Raw genomic sequence first — 17,865 nt, 5'->3', positions numbered from 1 at the left:
GAGGGAGCACCATGAATAGCGCATTGCTGATCATCGACGTCCAGAGCGCACTGTGCTCCGGCGAGGAGGAATGCTTCGAAAGCCAACGCGTGATCCGGACCATCAACGACCTCAGCGCCAAAGCCAGGGCCGTTGGCGTGCCGGTGATCCTGATCCAGCACGAGGAGCTGCAAGGCTCGCTGCTGTATGGCTCCGCCGCCTGGCAACTGGCCGACGGCCTGCTGACCGCGGCGGATGACCTGAGCGTGCGCAAGACCACGCCGGATGCCTTCTACCAGACCGACCTGCAACCGTTGCTGCAAGCCCGGGGTATCGATCGCCTGGTGATCTGCGGCCTACAGACCGACTACTGCGTCAACGCGACGGTGCGCCAGGCCCATGCCTTGGGGTACGACGTGGTCCTGGCTGCCGATGCCCACTCCACCGTGGACAACGGTAGCCTGGCGGCGGAGCAGATCATCGCCAACCACAACAACCGTCTGGGCCGCCTTAGCGGCGCGGTGTCACGGGTCGATGTGGTGCCGGCGGGAGAGATTCACTTCTGATCCAGCCCGGGGCCGTGAGGACACCATTTCACGGCGCGCCAAACACCATCGTCCAGTAGATCCCTGCGTCGCTGTCTGACTCGGTGGCGTATGCGGCGCCCATCTGAGTGAACATCGGGTTCATGAGGTTGGCGCAATGTCCTGGGCTCGCCAGCCAATCCCGCATGGCCTGGTTCGGTGAGCCTTGGCCGGCGGCGATGTTTTCGCCAAATTTTCGACCACGATAACCGGCACTCTTGGCACGGTCGGCGACGGAGCGGCCGTCCGGGTCGCGGTGGGCGAAATAATTGCCGCGGGCCATTGCCCGGCTGTGTCCCTGGGCTGCGGTTCCCAGTGCCGCGTTCCAACTCAGGGGCCGGGCGGCGGCGAAGCGTTGGCGCCCGCACAAGCGGGACTGGGCCCTCGCCGCATTGACCTGGGCCAGCAACGACTTGCCCGTCGAGGAGGCGTCGCTTACCGGAGCGCCACCCATGGGCTGCGCCAGGACCACTCGCCACTGATCGCCGACCCGATTGACGCCGATATCCGCATACTGGCTGTCCAGCAGCGTCGAGCAATGCTCATCCGCCAGCATCTCGAACGCTTCCTCAGCATCCCGCGCATCGGTCAGGCGGATGCTGCGCACAGTCTGGGCCTGATAGCCGGCGTCCTTGAGGGCTTCGCGCAGGCCGCCGCGAAAGCCGATAGGCAAGGCCAGGCGCGAGCGCAGCACCAGTGGCCTGGAAGCACGCACGGTGCGCCATTCACAACGACGGGATTGGCTGCGGTAGTCATTGATGGCGTCCACCAATTGCCCTTCGCCTCGGGCATGGGCCGGGCTGGTGAACAACGCAAACAAGGGGATGAAGCAGAGCGAAACGAAACGGCAGGAGCGAACAGTGTGGCGCATGATGCGAACGGCTCAGGAGGAAAATGCCTGGGCGCCAGGACTGGCGCCGACCCACCGGAAAACGCATCGCTATCGACAGGCGAGGTTTCAGGGCTGAGCTAGGACTTTGGGTTTGAAAACAAGTTTCAAAGCGGCAGAGGCTGCTGAGCTGAAAGTACTGTGAGAACAAGGTCCTGTAAGCGCAAGGCTCTGCTGGAACAAGGCTCTGTGGGAGCAAGGCTTGCCCGCGATGAAGACACCTCGGTCTCCCGGGAAATCCCCTCGTCAGCATCGCGGGCAAGCCTTGCTCCTACGGATTCAGCTTCAGCCTTCAGTCCGTGGCATCAGCCACCGCGGCCTCGACACGCTTGGTCTTGCGATAAGTCAACATCACAATCCCAGTCACCACAATAGCGCCACCGAGCACCTGGCCCGGGTTGAGCATCTGATCCAGCACCAGCCAGCCGATCAGCAGGGTCGCCAGCGGTTCGATGTTCATCACCGGGGCATTGCGCGGCATGTCCAGACGGGGGATGGAGATGAACAGCACGATGAAGCCGGTGCCATAGAGTACGACCAGGGTCGCCAGGGCGAACCAACCGGTGCTGGTGGCCGGCAGGTCGAAACCACCGGGAAGGGCGCCGGTCAGGCCGGCAAGGTTGACGCTGCTGAATACGATGGCAATCGTCAGCAGGCTGCGCACGGAACCGTGCGCTTGGGACAACTTGTGATCGGTGATCCACAGCGCGCAGGCGAATACGCAGGCGGCGCAGAACGCCAGGCACACCCCCAGCAGCCATTGCGGGCCGACGCTTTGCTCGGACGATAGCCGGGTCGGCACCTCCAGCACGAAGACCAGGCCCACGAGAATCATCCCCATCAACGCGGCGGTGCGTACGGTCGGGCGGGGCCCACCCAGTGCCCAAGTCAATAAGGCCAGCAGGATCGGAAAGACATTGGCCACCAGCAGCGCCAGCGCCACCGGCACCCTCGCCACCGCCGAATAAAGACACAGGCTCTGGGCGCCGATCAACAGGCCCAGCGTCAATTGCCAGCGCCAGGCTCCTGCTGGCAGACGCAGGTTCTGCCGTTGCCACAGCACCATCATGGCCAGCACCAACAGCGTTCCGCCCGAGCGCATCAGGATCGCCAGCAACACGCCGGCCCCGTCGTCGAATGCGACCCGTGCCGCGACATGGTTACCGGCAAAGGCGCAGCCCATGCATAACAGGACAAGCACCGCGAGATGGCGGGGAAGCGGAGTGGGGATATCCGGTAGTGCGCTGGAGCGGGTCATGGCAGGTGTTCCCAAGACAAGTCGCCGAAGCCAAAAGGGGCTTCGATCAAATATTTTTATATTGTGGTCGTACAACTTGTCTGAGTTTGTACCGTATCCCGCGAAGAGGAACAAGTCAGGCAAAGCGCTGAATCAAGGGCTTTTCATGATCGTAAGGCAGGACTGGTCCTGTGCGCTTTCTTTTAAAAGTGTACCGAAAACATATTCTTGTACGATGTCTTATCACGTAGTAAAACTGTCGTCCCCGTCCAATAATAACTAACGGAGAAAGTCATGATGGATGCTTCGCAAACTGCAACCGCTGCCGATCAGGGCCGCCGGGTATTCCTGAAAAAATCCCTGGTGGTTTCGGCGGCGGCCACCACTCTGGGCAATCTGCCGGGGTTCGCCCAGGCAGAACCGCTGAGCCAGCGTTATCCGGATCCATTGGTCAACATCCTCGACCCCAGCTTCATGGACCTGCGCATTTTCAACGCCAGCGTGGAAAAACTCGCCACCGGCCTGCGCTGGGCGGAGGGGCCGGTGTGGATTGGCGACGGTCGCTATCTCCTGGTCAGCGATATTCCCAACAACCGCATCGTGCGTTGGGATGAAGTCACCGGCGGCCTGTCGGTGTACCGCGAGCATGCCAATTTCTCCAATGGCATGTGCCGCGATCGCCAGGGGCGGCTGTTGGTTTGCGAGGGCTCTACGACGTCGAGCGAGGGCCGGCGCGTTACCCGCACCGAGCACAACGGTAGCATCACCGTATTGGCGGACAGTTTCGAGGGCAAGCCCTTCAACTCACCCAACGACATCGTCTGCAAGCGGGACGGTTCGGTCTGGTTCACCGACCCACCGTTCCAGACCGGCAACAATTACGAAGGGCACAAGGTCACGCCTGCCCAACCCCACGCGGTGTATCGCATCGACGGCGAAACCGGCAAGGTCAGCCGGGTGATCGACGACCTGGCGGGACCGAACGGCCTGTGTTTCTCTCCGGACGAGAAGACCCTTTATGTGGTGGAGGGGCGGGCCAAGCCCAACCGTTTGATCTGGGCGATTACCGTCAAGGACGACGGCTCCCTGGGCGAACGGCGCAAGCACATCGAAGGCCTGGATTACGCCGCCATCGATGGGATCAAGTGCGACGAGAGTGGCAACCTCTGGTGCGGCTGGGGCGGCAACGGCGACCCCAAGGCCGACCTGGAAAAGCTCGATGGTGTGCGGGTGTTCAACCCCGATGGCAAGGCCATCGGGCACATCTCACTGCCCGAGCGCTGCCCCAACGTCTGCTTCGGCGGGCGAGAGGGTAACCGGTTGTTTATGGCCGGCAGTCACTCGCTGTATTCGCTGTTCGTGAATACCCGAGGGGCGACGTTCGCCTGATTGCAGGTTGCGCCGATCATGGTGGCGGGGGAGTTCGCTCGCTCGCCACTGGCGCCGTGCTGCCCCTCACCGTCAACTCGAACGGCAACAACACATGCCGTTGCGCAACAGGCTTGTTCTCTATCCGCGCAATCAACATCTCCACCGCCTTCTGACCAAAAGCCTCGGCCGGTTGGGAAATGGTGGTCAACGGCGGGTCGCAATAGGCCGCGAACGGGATGTCATCGAAGCCCACCAGCGAAATATCCTCGGGCACTCGCAGGCCCATCTGCTTGATGCGCTTGAGGGCGCCGATGGCCATCTCGTCGTTCTCGCAAAACAACGCACTGGGCCGCTCGGCCAGCCCCAGCATCACCCCGGCGCCTTCGTAACCGGCACTCAGGGTGAAGTCGCCGTGGCAGATCAGGCCAGGGTCGATGGCGATACCGGCGTGACGCAAGGCGTCTTCATAGCCGGCGACGCGATCCAGGGTCAGGGGACTGCTACGCGGGCCCTTGATGATGCCGATACGGTGGTGACCCAGGCTGAGCAAGTGTTCGGTCATGGCTCGGGCAGCGGCCCGATTGTCCAGGCTGATGGTCGGGTAGGGGGCGTCCTTGACCACCTCGCAGGCATTGACCAGCGGCAGCGCATCGGTGCCGGGAGGGAGCGAGACGAAGGGGTCGCTTGCCCGCAACTGGATCACCCCATCGGCCTGGTGTGCATAGACCAGCGCGGCGAATTCCTGCTCGATATCTTCCCGACCCTGGGTGTCGCATAACAGCAATCGATAACCCGACGCTTGCGCTGCCTGTTGGGCACCGCTGATCACTCGGGCGAAAAAGGTGTTGGCGATCTTCGGCACCAGGATCACCAGGTTTCCGGTTCGCCGGGAACGGAACTGCACGGCCATCAGGTTCGGTCGATAGCCGGCCTGTTCCACCGCCGCATTGACCTTTTCCCGAGTCTCGGGCAAGACGCGCTCGGGGGATTTCAGCGTTCTGGACACTGTGGCCACTGAAACGCCGGCCAGCCGCGCCACTTCACGAATGTTGGACAATCGCACCTCGATACTGCGCCGCAAATGGGGCACACGGCTGAGGAGCTTACCGCAGGTTGCCCGCCTCACAAACGCCCATGCATGCACGCATCGGGTTTGACAGTGCGCAGAACAGGGCCTAGATTCGTCGTGATGTAACCGGTTACATGTCATCAACTCCAACATGAGCGCGTCGCGATGAACCCTGTGGCACGGAAAATAAGAATGGGCTTTGTAGGCGGTGGAGAGGGCGCATTCATTGGCCGGGCCCATCGCCAGGCCGCGGGCCTGGATGGCGGCTTCGAGCTGGTGTGCGGTGCGTTCAGCCGCGATGCCCATAACAACCGGCAGACCGGCGCCTCCCTGGGGTTGACCGGGTCCCGTTGCTATCAGGACTGGCAACAGATGCTTGATGCCGAAGCGATGTTGCCCCTGGATCAACGCATGGAGTTGCTGGTGATCGTCACGCCCAATCACCTCCATGCCCCGATTGCCAGCCAGGCATTGAAGTCCGGCTTCCATGTCTTCAGCGAGAAACCCGCCGCGCTGGACCTCAAGGAGTTGCTGGCGCTCAAAGACGATCTGCGAGGCAGCCGCTGCCTCTATGGTCTGGCCCACACCTACCTTGGCTATCCCATGGTCTGGCAGGCCCGTGAGATGGTGCGCTCGGGCGTGATCGGCAAGGTGCGCAAAGTATTCGTCGAGTATCCCCAAGGCTGGCTCAGCCAGGACCTCGCCGCTCAAGGCAACAAACAGGCGCAGTGGCGCGACGATCCGGCACGGTCCGGGCTGGGTGGATGCATCGGTGACATAGGCACCCATGCGTTTTCCCTGGCGGAGTTCGTCGCGGACCAGCCGATCCAGGAGCTTTGCGCCACGCTGGGCACCCATGTTCCGGGCCGGCAACTCGATGACGACGTCGCCATGCTGTTCAGGATGCAGGACGGCGCCAGCGGCGTGTTGCTTGCCAGCCAGGTCTGCACGGGTGAAGAGAACCCGCTGAAGGTCCGTGTCTATGGCGATAAAGGTGCCCTGGAATGGCGCCAGGAGGAGCCGACAAGCCTGATCCATCGCGCCATCGACCAGCCCCTGCGCATCCTGCGCAGTGGTGTCGGTCAGCCCTGGCTATGCGAAGCGGCGACCCGTCGCATGCGCCTGCCGGCCGGGCACCCGGAGGGCTACCTGGAAGCCATGGCCAACCTCTATGGTGACTTCGCCCGTGCCATTCGCGCACATGTCGAAGGGCCCGACGTGCCTGGCGTACCCGGCATCGAGACGGGTTTGCGCACAATGGCGTTTATCGAGGCCGCCGTCATCAACCATCGTGGCGAGGCGAAGTGGACCGCGCTGAACACCGGAGAATCGCTGTTGTGAGTGCCGTCGATCAAACCCCGGAAGGCCTGCGCGGGCCGGCGATTTTCCTGGCCCAGTTCATGTCCGATGAGGCGCCGTTCGACACGTTGGCGAACATCGCCGGGTGGGCCGCCTCGCAGGGCTACAGGGCCATTCAATTGCCGACCCTGGGCTCGCGTTATATCGACTTGGCCCGGGCTGCCGAAAGTCAGGATTACTGCGATGAATTGAAAGCCATCTGCGCCCAGGCTGGCGTCGAGATCAGCGAGTTGTCGACGCACCTGCAAGGTCAATTGGTGGCGGTGCACCCGGCTTTCGACGCGCTGTTCGACGACTTCGCCCCGGCTCACTTGCGCGGCCAACCCCAGGCGCGCACCGAGTGGGCCATCGAGCAACTGAAGCTGGCCGCTCGCGCCAGCCAACGCCTGGGCCTCCAGGCCCACGCGACTTTTTCCGGTGCGCTGCTGTGGCCCTATATGTACCCGTGGCCACAGCGTCCATCAGGGCTGGTGGAGCAAGGCTTTGCCGAACTGGCCCGGCGCTGGTTGCCGATTCTCGACTGCTTCGACGAGGCCGGCGTCGACCTGTGCTACGAGATCCACCCCGGCGAAGACCTGCACGATGGCGCCTCGTTCGAACGCTTCCTGGAAGCGGTGGACCGTCATCCACGGGCGGCCATTCTCTATGACCCGAGCCATCTGTTGCTGCAACAAATGGACTATCTGGGATTCATCGATCGCTACCATGCGCGCATCCGCATGTTTCACGTCAAGGACGCCGAGTTCCGTCCCGATGCCCGTTCCGGCGTGTATGGCGGGTATCAGGGCTGGGTGGATCGCCCTGGTCGGTTCCGTTCGCTGGGTGATGGGCAGATCGATTTCAAATCGATCTTCAGCAAGTTGACGCAATACGATTTCAAGGGTTGGGCGGTGCTGGAGTGGGAGTGCTGCCTGAAGGATTCGCAACAGGGTGCGGCAGAGGGCGCGGCATTCATCCAGCGGCACATGATCAGCAAGACCCGCAAGGCGTTCGACGATTTTGCCGGCGTCACGGCGGATGAGGCCTCCAATCGACGGCTGTTGGGGTTGCCGCAGTAACCGAGCAAAGCTTATGGGAGCAAAACCTGTAGGAGCAGAACCTGTGGGAGCAAAGCTTGCTCGCGATAAGGGCAGCCTGGTCTCCAGCAGAACCGCATTGACTTCATCGCGAGCAAGCTTTGCTCCCACAGGTTTCGCTTCCACAGATAGGCCAGCTTCCAATGGATCACAAGAACAACAAATAAAACGGTGACGGTCATGACCACGATGAATGCACGCCTGAGCGTGATGATGTTCCTGCAGTTTTTTATCTGGGGTGGTTGGTTCGTCACCCTCGGAACGTTTCTGTCCAGCACCCTGGGTGCCAACGGTGGGCAGATCGGTATGGCATTTTCCACCCAGTCCTGGGGAGCGATCATCGCGCCGTTGGTGATCGGGCTGGTCGCCGACCGCTATTTCAATGCCGAGCGGATCCTGGCGGTGTTGCATCTGATCGGGGCGGTGTTGTTGTACCAGCTGTATTCGGCGGCGCAGTTCAGCGCGTTCTATCCGTATGTGCTGGCTTACATGGTGGTCTACATGCCAACGCTGGCCCTGGTCAATTCCGTGGCGTTCCGCCAGATGCGCGACCCGGCGATGGAATTCTCGCGTATCCGGGTCTGGGGCACCCTGGGCTGGATCGTCGCGGGGGTGGTGATCAGCTTTGTGTTCGCCTGGGACTCGCGTGAATCCATCGCTGCGGGCGGTTTGCGCAACACCTTCCTGATGGCGGCCGTTGCATCGCTTGCCCTTGGGCTCTACAGCTTCACGCTGCCGGCCACGGCGCCTCTGGAGAAGCAGACCGGCGGTGACAGCTTCAGGCAACTGCTGGGGCTGGACGCGTTGGGGTTGTTGAAGGACCGCAGCTACCTGGTGTTCTTCATCGCCTCGATCCTGATCTGCATTCCCCTGGCGTTCTACTACCAGAACGCCAATCCGTTCCTGGCCGAAACCGGCATGTCCAACCCGACGGCGAAGATGGCCATCGGGCAGGTCTCCGAAGTGCTGTTCATGCTGCTGTTGCCGCTGTTCATCCAACGTTTCGGCATCAAGCTGGCGCTGTTGGTGGGGATGCTGGCGTGGACGTTGCGCTATGTGTTGTTCGCCTACGGTAACAACGGGGACCTGGCGTTCATGCTGTTCACCGGCATCGCGCTGCATGGCATCTGCTACGACTTCTTTTTCGTCTCGGGGCAGATCTACACCGACGCCAAGGCGCCCAAGCACCTGCGCAGTTCGGCCCAGGGGTTGATCACCCTGGCGACCTATGGGGTGGGGATGTTGATCGGCTTCTGGGTGGCGGGGCAGGTGACCGATCGCTTCGTCGTGGAGGCGGGCCACGATTGGAACAGCATCTGGCTGTTCCCGGCCGGTTTTGCGCTGGTGGTGCTGGTGTTCTTCCTGCTGACCTTCAGTGGCCGGCAAGCGCTGACGGCGACCTCGAAGGCATGAGGCCGGGCGGGACGTCGGTCATTTATGGCTGACGTCCAGCTTGGTGTAGGTCACTTTCCCGCCTTCATTGGAGTTGCCGACATTGTCCAGGGTGTAGACACCGGCCTTGAAGTAAAAGTTATAGGGGTGCCAGGACGAGTCCAGCTTCACTTGCTTGCCGACGTTGTTGACCAGTACGGTGAGCTTGCCTTGCTTGTCCATCTGCAGCGAGTAGTTGAAGGCTTTGTTCAGGGCCACGTTCGGCACGCTGAAGAGCACCGGGCTCTTCTTGTCCTTGGGTTTGACCCGGTATTCCACATCGACATTGCCTTTGCCCTTGGCGTAGCGGTACACCAGTTTCAAGAGCGGCGTAGGGGCATCCTTGGCGTGGATCTGCGCCACCACCACGCGCCCTTCGGAAGGCACCTGGTTCACCGCCAGCGTGCCCTTGAGGGTATTGATGCCGCTGTTGTAGCGCCAGTTGCGCAGCTTGCCATCCTTGCTGGTTTCCCGCAGCTCGGAGCGTGGGAATTCGCTCTTGCCGGTATGGGAACCGGTCACCGGCGCCCAGAACACGATGCGTTCGCCGCTGCGGTTGAAGTACTTGTTCTGCAGGCTCGGCATGGCCTTGGTGTGCACCACTTGCGCCGGGGTCTGCACGGGAAGGGTGATGTTCCAGATAGTCAGGTCAATCATGATCGGGTACTCCCATGGAGTCGGCCGTGGTCTCGACCGTAATGGCAAATTTGCCTTCCATGGCACAGTGTCCATGTTATCGACCCAGGCCTGTTTCGCTGGAGGGGCACCTGACGGATGGCTCTGCATCGAGCCTTGCCGGCGTTTTTGCGGGTTGGCGTGACTGATGTCAATTTGAGGTCGATGGGGTAGAGTACGCGCCGCCCGAGAGATGGATCCCGGGCGTTATCCCATGGAGTAGTTGATGAAGCATTTCAGCAAAGTTATCGCCGGCGCATTGTTGGGCCTGGTCCTGGCGGGTTGCACCGGTACCGCAATGAAGACCCAGCAGTACGACAGCAGCCAGTACACCGTTGTCGGTCACAGTGAAGCCAAGGCCACCGGCCTGCTGTTGTTCGGTTTCATCCCGATTCGCCAGAACAACCGCTTCGTGCGCGCCCAGGATGCGGCGATCAAGGCCAAGGGCGGCGACGCCATGATCAACACCCAAGTGCAGGAAAACTGGTTCTGGGCCTGGGTCTTGACCGGTTACACCACTTCGGTATCCGGCGACGTGGTCAAGCTGAAAAACGCTCAGTAAGCGTTGCTGTGGCGAGGAGCTATCCTCGCCACACTGCTCGATGCTCAATGTCCTCCCACCACCATATGACTGAACGGCGCCACATACGCTTGCAACGTCACCAGCCCGCCCACCAGAATCGCCAGCACCACCGAGTGGAAAAACACATAACGCAGGATTTCCCCTTCATGCCCGTACCAACGGGTTGCGGTGGAGGCGACCACGATCGACTGCGCATCGACCATCTTGCCCATGACCCCGCCGGAACTGTTGGCGGCGGCCATCAGCACGGGGCTTAACCCCAACTGCTCGGACGTGACCCGTTGCAAGCCGCCGAACAGCACGTTGGACGCCGTGTCCGAGCCCGTCAGCGCGACACCGAGCCAGCCCAACAGCGTGCCGAACATCGGGTAGAAGATGCCTGTCGCGGCAAAGGCCAGGCCCATGGTGGCGTCCAGGCCCGAATAACGCGTGAGAAACCCCAGCGCCAGCATCGCCACGATGGTGATCAGCGAATACCGCACCACCCACAACGTTCGCAAGTAATGGTGCACCAGTTGCGGGATGGAGTAGCCCATCAGCAACCCGCCGAGAACGGCTGCCAGGAAAATGCCGCTGCCGGTGGCGGTGAACCAGTTGAACTTGTAGATCGCCTCCTCGGTTTTAGGCTGAGGGACCACGGGCGGCACCTTCTCGATCTGCTGATGCAAGGTCGTGAAGGTCACCAGGGGCGAGAAGATCGGGTTCGCCTCGCGCATCGGTTTGCCCTGGGGATCGAGCTTGGCCGACTGGGTTTGCGGGTCTATCGCCGGGCGCGTGTCGAACAGGTTCTTGAAGCCCTGGGTGCCCCAGGCGAACACGAATACCGTCAGGATGATCCACGGCATCCAGGCCCGCAGCACGGCGGGGCGGGTGTCGCTGGAAAAAACCTTGCTGGTGGTCGGCTTTTCATCCTCGCTCGCTTCGATTTTCGAGTCGTCGACCCGGCCGGATAACGCGGCGGAGGTGTGTACCGTCGCCGGTTTCCAGACTTTCAGAAAACCGGTGAGGCAGGCCATGGAAATCAGCGCGGCGATGACATCCACCAACATCGGCCCGTGGTAGTTCGACACCACGAATTGCGGGACGGCGAAGCTGATGCCGGTCACCAGGATCGCCGGCCAGACCTCCAGCATCTTGCGCCATCCGGCAAAGGCCCAGATCAGCCAGAACGGCACGATCACGGAAAAGAAGGGCAACTGCCGACCGACCATCATCGACAGTTCCATTTCATCCAGACCGGTCACTTTGGCCAGGGTGATGATGGGTGTCCCCAGGGCACCGAAGGCCACCGGCGCGGTGTTGGCGATCAGCGCCAGGCCCGACGCTGCCAACGGTGAGAAGCCCAGCCCGATCAGGATCGCCCCGGTCACCGCCACCGGCGTACCGAAGCCCGCCGCGCCTTCGAAGAACGCGCCGAAGCAAAAGGCGATCAGCAGCAGTTGCAGGCGCCGGTCGTCGGTAATGCGCGCCAGGGAATCCTGCAGGACCTTGAACGACCCGTTTTCGGTGGTCAGGCGGTGCAGGAAGATGATGTTGAGGACGATCCAACCAATGGGCAGCAGGCCGTTGGCCGCCCCATACAACGCTGCCGAACCGGCCATGTCGGCCGGCATGCCGAAGGCAAAGATCGCGATCAGCAAGGCCGAGGCCAGGGCATACAACGCCGCCAGGTGCGCCTTGATACGAAAGAACGCCAGTGACGCCAGCATCACCACCACCGGAACCGCCGCCAGAAGCGTCGACAGCACTGCATTACCGAAGGGATCGTAGACTTGTTGCCAGACCATGTTCCACCTCTGCTTTTTATTGTTGGAAGTGCAGGCCCCGTGGGGATTGGCAGAAGAGTATAGAAGGGGTTCCGGCGGGGGGGATTGGCGCAATGGCGAGGGGCAGGTAGACCCTCGCCAAACAATGGTGTGCGGGCTAGCGTGGATCAGCGCGTGCGCCTTCTTCCAGGCGAAGCCCGAGGCTCAAGTCATCACAGCTTTGTGACCAGGCGGCCAGCCAGTCGGGCAGGGCCGGCGATTGTTCGGCCAGGCCCAGCTCGCGGACGAATTCTGTCGGCGCCAGGGTGCCCTTGGCCGAGCGGAACAGGCCTCGCATGATCACCACTCCGACCACACGTCCCCGGCTGATGAAACGGTGCTCCATGAAGGTCCATTTTTCGTCCCAGCCGAGCATGCGGGTGTGTACCTCGAATGCCTCGAACAGTTTCAATTCCCGCCTGAACTTGCCCCAGACATCCCCCACGATCGGCACCGCCCGGTTGCGCAACGCCACTTTGTAGGCGCCGCTGCGCAGCACGTAATCCATGCGCCCCACATCGGCCAGGGTAAAGTAACGTCCGTTGGTGACGTGGCGGTTGAGGTCCAGGTCCAGCGGCCATACGCGCATGCGCACCACCGTGGTGCCCAGGGGAGCCGTGGGTTTGCGCCACGGACGACGAAACAGCATCAGCAACAGTCGGAACCAGAGATTCATGGACACTCCACGAGGCGGGAAACGGCGCACTTTAAACAGCCGGTGGGGCCTGGGCTAGGTGCGCAAATGACTGTTTTGCCTGAAGTCGCGCATTTGGGACATGGACTCTCACGTTGTGGGAGCAAGGCTTGCCCGCGATGAGGCCCGTACAGCCGACGTCCCTGTCAGCCGGATGCAATCAGCCCTTGGCCGCCATCGCCGTCACTTCCACCCGCATCCCCTCGACCGCCAGCGCCGCCACGCCCACCGCCGCACGAACGGGCCATGGCTTGGCGAAAAAGCGTTTGTAGACTTCGTTGAAGGCCGCGCGGTCGGCCATGTCGGTGAGGTAGATGGTCAGGTGCAGCACGCGGTCCATGGAGCTGCCGGCGCGCTCCAGAGCGGCCTTGAGAGCCTGCAATGTGCATTCGCTCTGCAGCGTGATGCTCCCCAGTTCCAGGCTGCCGTCGGGGCGAGTCGGAATCTGGGTGGACACCAGCAGGCCGCCGAAGCCGGCGACGTCGGAAGAGATGGAATCTGCATCCGGGTCGGGAGTGAACGTAATGTCTTGGTGGGTCATGCAGGGCCTCATGGGAACAGGAATAGACGTCGCAGTTTACCGTCCAATGCCGCGTCATTCCCGGATTCCTTTATCTCGAGGACCGCCACCGTTTCGGCCCGGGTCAAAGGCTGCCCTGGACCTGGGTGGTCAACGGCGGTTCAAGGTGCGGTTCCACGCTGTTCAGACGCTCGGCCAATTGTTGCGCGTGCTCCCAACCGAATTCCGGGTCCAACCAATCGAGCGCGTCTTCGGCGCCCAAGGCCAGTACGCACTGCTGTTGGCTGGCGATATCGCCATAGGTCACCAGGGTCAGGCCGTCACAGCCCAAGGAGGTTTCACTGGCCTGGGCCAGGGCCGCGAGGAAAATCGGGGCCGAATGCCGGGACGTCGTGTACGTGAGGTGTTGTGCCTGGTTTGAGGAGGGGACCTGCGACTCGTACCAGCCTTCCACGGGAACCAGCACGCGGCCTTCGCGCTTGATCGCGTCGAAGACCTTGGAACGCATCACCAGGTGCAGCGGCAGATGCGTCAGGGGCGGCATCGTTCCCACTGACCAGATGGGTGACCAGCCCCAGCGAACCTTGATGGACTCCAAGTGTCCGCCGCGACGACGAATGGCGCTGACCTGCATGTTCGGCTTGATCAGGCTGTGGCGCTCTGGTGGCCTGACGGGTGTCGTCCTGAACAGGTCCATGCGTGTCAGGTGGGGATCGATGCGTCCTCCGGAAGTGTCTCGCTGGGCAAAATACGTCAGGGAGTCCTTTGAGCAGACGTGCTGAACAAAACCATCACACATAGCGAAAACTCCCTGAAGTGAAACGCAAAGGACCCTCGATGCGCCTGCCGTTCAAGTCCCGATTGGCCAAGCGCGCCGTCATTGCTTGCAGTGGTGCCCTGTAGGTCCGAGCCGTGGGGTCCGTGCTTGGTTCGAAAATCCTCGGCGCGGGGAGACGAGCGGCGGTCCATGCCTCCTGGGCATGCCCGCCGTCTCAGTGCGTAACGGCTTGCCCTGGCACGGGCAATGGAAAAATACTGGCAGGTCTCTGCCAACCACCGGGCTACTCATGACTGACACACCAATTGAAATTTCCCAGCAAATCACCCGTGCTCTCCAGGTGCTGGCGGCTCATCTCGGCGATGGACTGCAAGCCGTCTACCTGTTCGGTTCCGCGGTGGACGGCGGGTTGCAGCCCGGCAGCGACATCGACCTGCTGGTGATCGTCCACCAGCCACTGCCGCAATCGCTGCGGCATGGGTTGATGAGTGATCTGCTATCGGTATCGGCCTGGCCGCCGACCGAGTCATTGCGGCCGCTGGAGGTGACGGTGGTCGCCCAAGCGGCGCTGGTGCCGTGGCGCTATCCGCCGGTGCGCGAGTTGCAGTTCGGCGAATGGCTGCGCGAGGACTTGCAGGCCGGGCGTTTCGAACCGCCCATGGCCGATCACGATCTGGCGATCCTGCTGACCAAGACCAGGCAGCACAGCGTCTGTCTGCTCGGGCCCGCGGCCGCCGCGATCATCCAGCCGATACCCGAGGCCGACTTGCTGCGGGCGCTCTATGACACCACCACGCAATGGAATGAAGACGCCGATTGGCAGGATGAACAATGCAATGTGGTACTGGCCCTGGCTCGCATCTGGCTGACCCTCGCCACGGGCCACATCGTTCCCAAGGGCGAGGCAGCGACATGGCTGCTCGAGCGTTTGCCCGTGGCCCATCGGCCTGTACTTGAAACGGCCCGTGCGGTCTACCGGGGGCAGGCCCGGGATGACCTGGCCAGCCGACCCCGGCAGGTTGCGGCGTTCGTGTGTCACGCCCGGTCGGAGATCGACCGGCTCTATTCGCGGTCGCTCAGCGGCCCCGGTTCTGATTGATGAAATCCACGAACGCCCGCAACGGCGAGGGCAGGTAGCGGCGGCCGGGGTAGTAGAGAAACGGTCCGGTAAAGCGCTGCCACCAAGGTTCGAGCACCGGCTCCAGGACGCCATTGTCCAGGTACGGTCGAAGCCAGTCTTCGAACAGATAGACGATGCCCAGCCCGTCTACCGCCGCCTGCACCGACAGATCCACCGCACCGCCAATGCGGGTGATCAACGGGCCGCTCGGGTCGACGCTGACGGTTTCGCCGTCACGCTCGTACTCCCACAACGGCATGGCGCCGCTGGGGAACTTGCCCCGCAGGCAGGCGTGTCCCAACAAATCTCTTGGGTGCTCGGGACGCCCCCTGGCATTGAGGTATGCCGGCGAGGCGGCGGTCGCGAAGCGCTGCAAGCGTGGGCCAATGGGCAGGGCGATCATGTCCTGTTCCAGGCGCTCGTCGTAGCGAATACCCGCATCACACCCGGCCGCCAGCATGTCGACGAAGCTTTCTTCGGTGATCACTTCCAGGCGAATGTCAGGATAACTCTTCAGAAACGGCGTGATGATGGACGGCAGCACCAGGCGGGCGGCACTGACCGGTACGTTCAGCCTGAGGGTGCCGGAAGGGCGGTCGCGAAAATCGTTGACCACATCCAGGGCGGACTCGACCTCGCCCAAGGCCGGCACGATGCGTTCCATCAAGCGGGCGCCGGCCTCGGTCGGCACCACGCTGCGGGTGGTGCGGTTGAGCAGGCGTACACCGAGCCGGCTTTCCATCCGGCGCACGGCATCGCTGAGGCTGGATGCGGACTTGCCGCTGGCTCGCGAGCCTTCTCGAAATCCCCCTGCATTGACCACGGCCACGAAGGCCAGCAGGTCCTGAATATCCGTCGCCATTGTTCTCTCCGCCGTACAGCCCGTGCGGATTGCACCTGATTATCAGTGGAGTGGTCAACGCCTATAGTCGGCTCCAGGCAATCAATCCAAGGGGTACGAGATGAGCAAGGCAGACAAGGCAGGTCATTTTTCGCTGGGAGACCGTACGGTCAACCGCATGGGCTACGGTGCCATGCAACTGGCGGGGCCTCACGTGTTCGGACCGCCGAAAGATCCGGCGGCGGCCATCGCCGTGCTGCGCGAGGCGCTCGCATCAGGGGTCAACCATATCGATACCGCTGACTTCTATGGGCCCCACGTCACCAACCGGCTGATCCGTGAGGCGCTGCACCCTTACGCCGAGGACCTGGTGATCGTCACCAAGGTGGGTGCCGTTCGTGGCGCCGACGCTTCCTGGAATCCCGCCGCGAGCCCGGCCGAGTTAACCCAAGCCGTCCACGACAATTTGCGCAACCTGGACGTGGACGTATTGGACGTGGTCAACCTGCGGGCCTGGGGCGACATGCAGTCGCCCACGGAGGCGTCCATCGAAGAGTCGTTCACCGCACTGGCCGAACTGCAGCGTCAAGGCCTGATCCGTCACCTGGGGTTGAGCAACGTCACGGCGGCGCAGGTCAAGCAGGCACAGGGCATTGCCAAGGTGGTCTGCGTGCAGAACCACTACAACCTGACCCATCGCGGTGACGAGTCACTCATTGCCGATCTGGGCCGGCAGGGTATCGCCTATGTGCCGTTCTTCCCGTTGGGTGGGTTCACGCCGTTGCAATCGGACACCCTTTCGGCCGTGGCGGCGCGCCTGGACGCCTCACCGCTGTGCGTGGCGCTGGCGTGGCTGCTGCAACGTGCGCCGAACATCCTGCTGATTCCCGGTACGTCGTCGGTGGCGCACCTGCGGGAGAACCTCTCGGCGAGCGAGCTGCAAATTCCGGCACCGTTGCTGGCCGAGTTGGACGCCCTGGCCTGATGGTCTGTTTGGCTGTGGCCCTACAGGCCACTAGACCGGCTGGAACTCCAGCGTCTGGCCATCTTCCGGGATGTGCAATCGCGCTCCAAGCCCAGCCATCGTGGCGGCGTCGCGCAGTGCCTTTCGCGTGGTCGGGCAGTGGCTGATCGCTTCGAGGTGATTGGCGATCACGGCTGTGTGAGACAAACGGGTGAACTCGATGGCTTCCTCTATCCCCATGATGATATCGCCGCCTAAATCGAACCGTGCCCCGCCAGCCGGAATCACGCTGACCTGCGGTTGATGGCGCAGGACGAACTCACGCACGGTAGGGGTGAGCAGGGTGTCGCCAGCGAGGTACACGCTGGGTTCGCCGGGCAGCTCGATCAGGTAGCCGCAGCCATGTTCCATCAGTTTGCCCACCAGGCCACGGCCGTGGGTGCATCTGACGGAGCGAAGAGTGCCGCCCAGGAAGGGCACGGGCCGCTCGTGGTCCTCGGCCAGCGGCTGGACATTCAAGCCACGCTTGGCGAGGTAGCCGGCATCATGGGGGGTACAGATGACCGGGATCTGTTTCTCCCTCAGCCAGCGCTTCGCCGCTCGGTCGAGATGATCGAAATGGCCTTTCTGACAATGCGTGATCAGGCAATGAGTGACGCTTTTGAGGTCTTCCTCGGCAGAGGCCGGCAGTTCCACCAGCGGATTGCGCTGGGTGGCACCGAACAGGCGAAGCGGCGGCAGGGTGCCCTTGCCGGCCAGCATCGGGTCGACGAGCACGCGATACGGGCCGGCCTCCAGGATGAGCGTGGCGTTGCGGATCTGTTGGATTTTCATGAAGGTTTCCTGTTCAAGGCGAGCGCTTCATGGTGCCGATCCGGGGGGACGGGCAT

Annotated in this window: 18 protein-coding genes; 8 read left to right on the top strand and 10 right to left on the bottom strand. The window is 62.5% G+C overall.

Annotated elements, in window-relative coordinates:
* Nucleotides 1–11: 11 nt before the first annotated feature.
* Nucleotides 12–545, top strand: coding sequence for a cysteine hydrolase family protein (locus LCU97_RS21550; protein WP_232777719.1), 534 nt, complete (start codon nucleotides 12–14; stop codon nucleotides 543–545).
* Between the two features lie 28 nt (nucleotides 546–573).
* On the opposite strand, the gene LCU97_RS21545 is transcribed toward LCU97_RS21550, so the two are convergent.
* Nucleotides 574–1,434 carry a CAP domain-containing protein gene (locus tag LCU97_RS21545; RefSeq protein ID WP_232777718.1) on the bottom strand — a complete coding sequence of 287 codons (861 nt, stop codon included), beginning with the start codon at nucleotides 1,432–1,434 and terminating at the stop codon, nucleotides 574–576.
* Nucleotides 1,435–1,744: 310 nt separating this feature from the next.
* A complete protein-coding gene (locus LCU97_RS21540) occupies nucleotides 1,745–2,710 on the bottom strand; it encodes an EamA family transporter (protein WP_269803021.1) in 966 nt (321 codons plus the stop codon).
* Nucleotides 2,711–2,986: 276 nt separating this feature from the next.
* On the opposite strand from LCU97_RS21540, the gene LCU97_RS21535 reads away from it, so the two are divergent.
* A complete protein-coding gene (locus LCU97_RS21535) occupies nucleotides 2,987–4,078 on the top strand; it encodes an SMP-30/gluconolactonase/LRE family protein (protein WP_053158854.1) in 1,092 nt (363 codons plus the stop codon).
* 16 nt (nucleotides 4,079–4,094) lie between these two features.
* Here the strand turns inward: LCU97_RS21535 and LCU97_RS21530 are convergent, their stop codons facing one another.
* Complete coding sequence (locus tag LCU97_RS21530; RefSeq protein WP_232777717.1) at nucleotides 4,095–5,117, bottom strand: LacI family DNA-binding transcriptional regulator; 1,023 nt, start codon at nucleotides 5,115–5,117, stop codon at nucleotides 4,095–4,097.
* Nucleotides 5,118–5,294: 177 nt separating this feature from the next.
* On the opposite strand from LCU97_RS21530, the gene LCU97_RS21525 reads away from it, so the two are divergent.
* From LCU97_RS21525 to LCU97_RS21515, 3 genes are all read left to right on the top strand, one after another.
* On the top strand, nucleotides 5,295–6,470 hold the full coding sequence (locus LCU97_RS21525) for a Gfo/Idh/MocA family protein (protein WP_232777716.1): 1,176 nt from the start codon (nucleotides 5,295–5,297) through the stop codon (nucleotides 6,468–6,470).
* A gap of 59 nt (nucleotides 6,471–6,529) precedes the next feature.
* Entirely contained in the window at nucleotides 6,530–7,546 is a 1,017-nt protein-coding gene (locus LCU97_RS21520) for a sugar phosphate isomerase/epimerase family protein (protein ID WP_269803024.1), read from the top strand.
* A 198-nt stretch (nucleotides 7,547–7,744) separates the two neighbouring features.
* Complete coding sequence (locus tag LCU97_RS21515) at nucleotides 7,745–8,977, top strand: nucleoside permease (RefSeq protein WP_053157699.1); 1,233 nt, start codon at nucleotides 7,745–7,747, stop codon at nucleotides 8,975–8,977.
* Nucleotides 8,978–8,995: 18 nt separating this feature from the next.
* Here LCU97_RS21515 and LCU97_RS21510 read toward each other — a convergent pair whose 3' ends face one another.
* Nucleotides 8,996–9,652, bottom strand: coding sequence for a polysaccharide lyase family 7 protein (locus LCU97_RS21510; protein WP_053157696.1), 657 nt, complete (start codon nucleotides 9,650–9,652; stop codon nucleotides 8,996–8,998).
* Between the two features lie 244 nt (nucleotides 9,653–9,896).
* On the opposite strand from LCU97_RS21510, the gene LCU97_RS21505 reads away from it, so the two are divergent.
* On the top strand, nucleotides 9,897–10,232 hold the full coding sequence (locus LCU97_RS21505) for a YgdI/YgdR family lipoprotein (RefSeq protein ID WP_232777714.1): 336 nt from the start codon (nucleotides 9,897–9,899) through the stop codon (nucleotides 10,230–10,232).
* Between the two features lie 44 nt (nucleotides 10,233–10,276).
* On the opposite strand, the gene LCU97_RS21500 is transcribed toward LCU97_RS21505, so the two are convergent.
* From LCU97_RS21500 to LCU97_RS21485, 4 genes are all read right to left on the bottom strand, one after another.
* Nucleotides 10,277–12,040, bottom strand: coding sequence for an L-lactate permease (locus LCU97_RS21500; protein ID WP_053157690.1), 1,764 nt, complete (start codon nucleotides 12,038–12,040; stop codon nucleotides 10,277–10,279).
* A gap of 136 nt (nucleotides 12,041–12,176) precedes the next feature.
* On the bottom strand, nucleotides 12,177–12,734 hold the full coding sequence (locus tag LCU97_RS21495; protein WP_053157687.1) for a thioesterase family protein: 558 nt from the start codon (nucleotides 12,732–12,734) through the stop codon (nucleotides 12,177–12,179).
* A gap of 178 nt (nucleotides 12,735–12,912) precedes the next feature.
* Nucleotides 12,913–13,293 (bottom strand): RidA family protein, encoded by a 381-nt coding sequence (locus tag LCU97_RS21490; protein WP_053157683.1) that lies wholly within the window; start codon nucleotides 13,291–13,293, stop codon nucleotides 12,913–12,915.
* A gap of 103 nt (nucleotides 13,294–13,396) precedes the next feature.
* A complete protein-coding gene (locus tag LCU97_RS21485; protein ID WP_232777713.1) occupies nucleotides 13,397–14,071 on the bottom strand; it encodes an SOS response-associated peptidase family protein in 675 nt (224 codons plus the stop codon).
* Between the two features lie 268 nt (nucleotides 14,072–14,339).
* Between LCU97_RS21485 and LCU97_RS21480 the strand changes: the two genes are divergently transcribed.
* Nucleotides 14,340–15,149: an aminoglycoside adenylyltransferase family protein gene (locus tag LCU97_RS21480; RefSeq protein WP_232777712.1), complete on the top strand. Its 810-nt coding sequence runs from the start codon at nucleotides 14,340–14,342 to the stop codon at nucleotides 15,147–15,149.
* Here LCU97_RS21480 and LCU97_RS21475 read toward each other — a convergent pair.
* Nucleotides 15,127–16,032: a LysR family transcriptional regulator gene (locus LCU97_RS21475; protein WP_232777711.1), complete on the bottom strand. Its 906-nt coding sequence runs from the start codon at nucleotides 16,030–16,032 to the stop codon at nucleotides 15,127–15,129. The genes LCU97_RS21480 and LCU97_RS21475 overlap by 23 nt on opposite strands.
* Before the next feature lie 100 nt (nucleotides 16,033–16,132).
* Between LCU97_RS21475 and LCU97_RS21470 the strand changes: the two genes are divergently transcribed.
* Nucleotides 16,133–16,996 carry an aldo/keto reductase family oxidoreductase gene (locus tag LCU97_RS21470; RefSeq protein WP_232777710.1) on the top strand — a complete coding sequence of 288 codons (864 nt, stop codon included), beginning with the start codon at nucleotides 16,133–16,135 and terminating at the stop codon, nucleotides 16,994–16,996.
* Between the two features lie 30 nt (nucleotides 16,997–17,026).
* Here LCU97_RS21470 and LCU97_RS21465 read toward each other — a convergent pair whose 3' ends face one another.
* Nucleotides 17,027–17,809 (bottom strand): MBL fold metallo-hydrolase, encoded by a 783-nt coding sequence (locus LCU97_RS21465; protein ID WP_232777709.1) that lies wholly within the window; start codon nucleotides 17,807–17,809, stop codon nucleotides 17,027–17,029.
* Nucleotides 17,810–17,865: the final 56 nt, after the last annotated feature.

The organism is Pseudomonas uvaldensis (genome assembly GCF_021271205.1).
In the GTDB taxonomy this organism is placed as follows: Bacteria; Pseudomonadota; Gammaproteobacteria; order Pseudomonadales; family Pseudomonadaceae; genus Aquipseudomonas; species Aquipseudomonas uvaldensis.
Note: the sequence above shows the minus strand (reverse complement) of the source record. Positions and strands in the feature narration are given on the sequence as shown.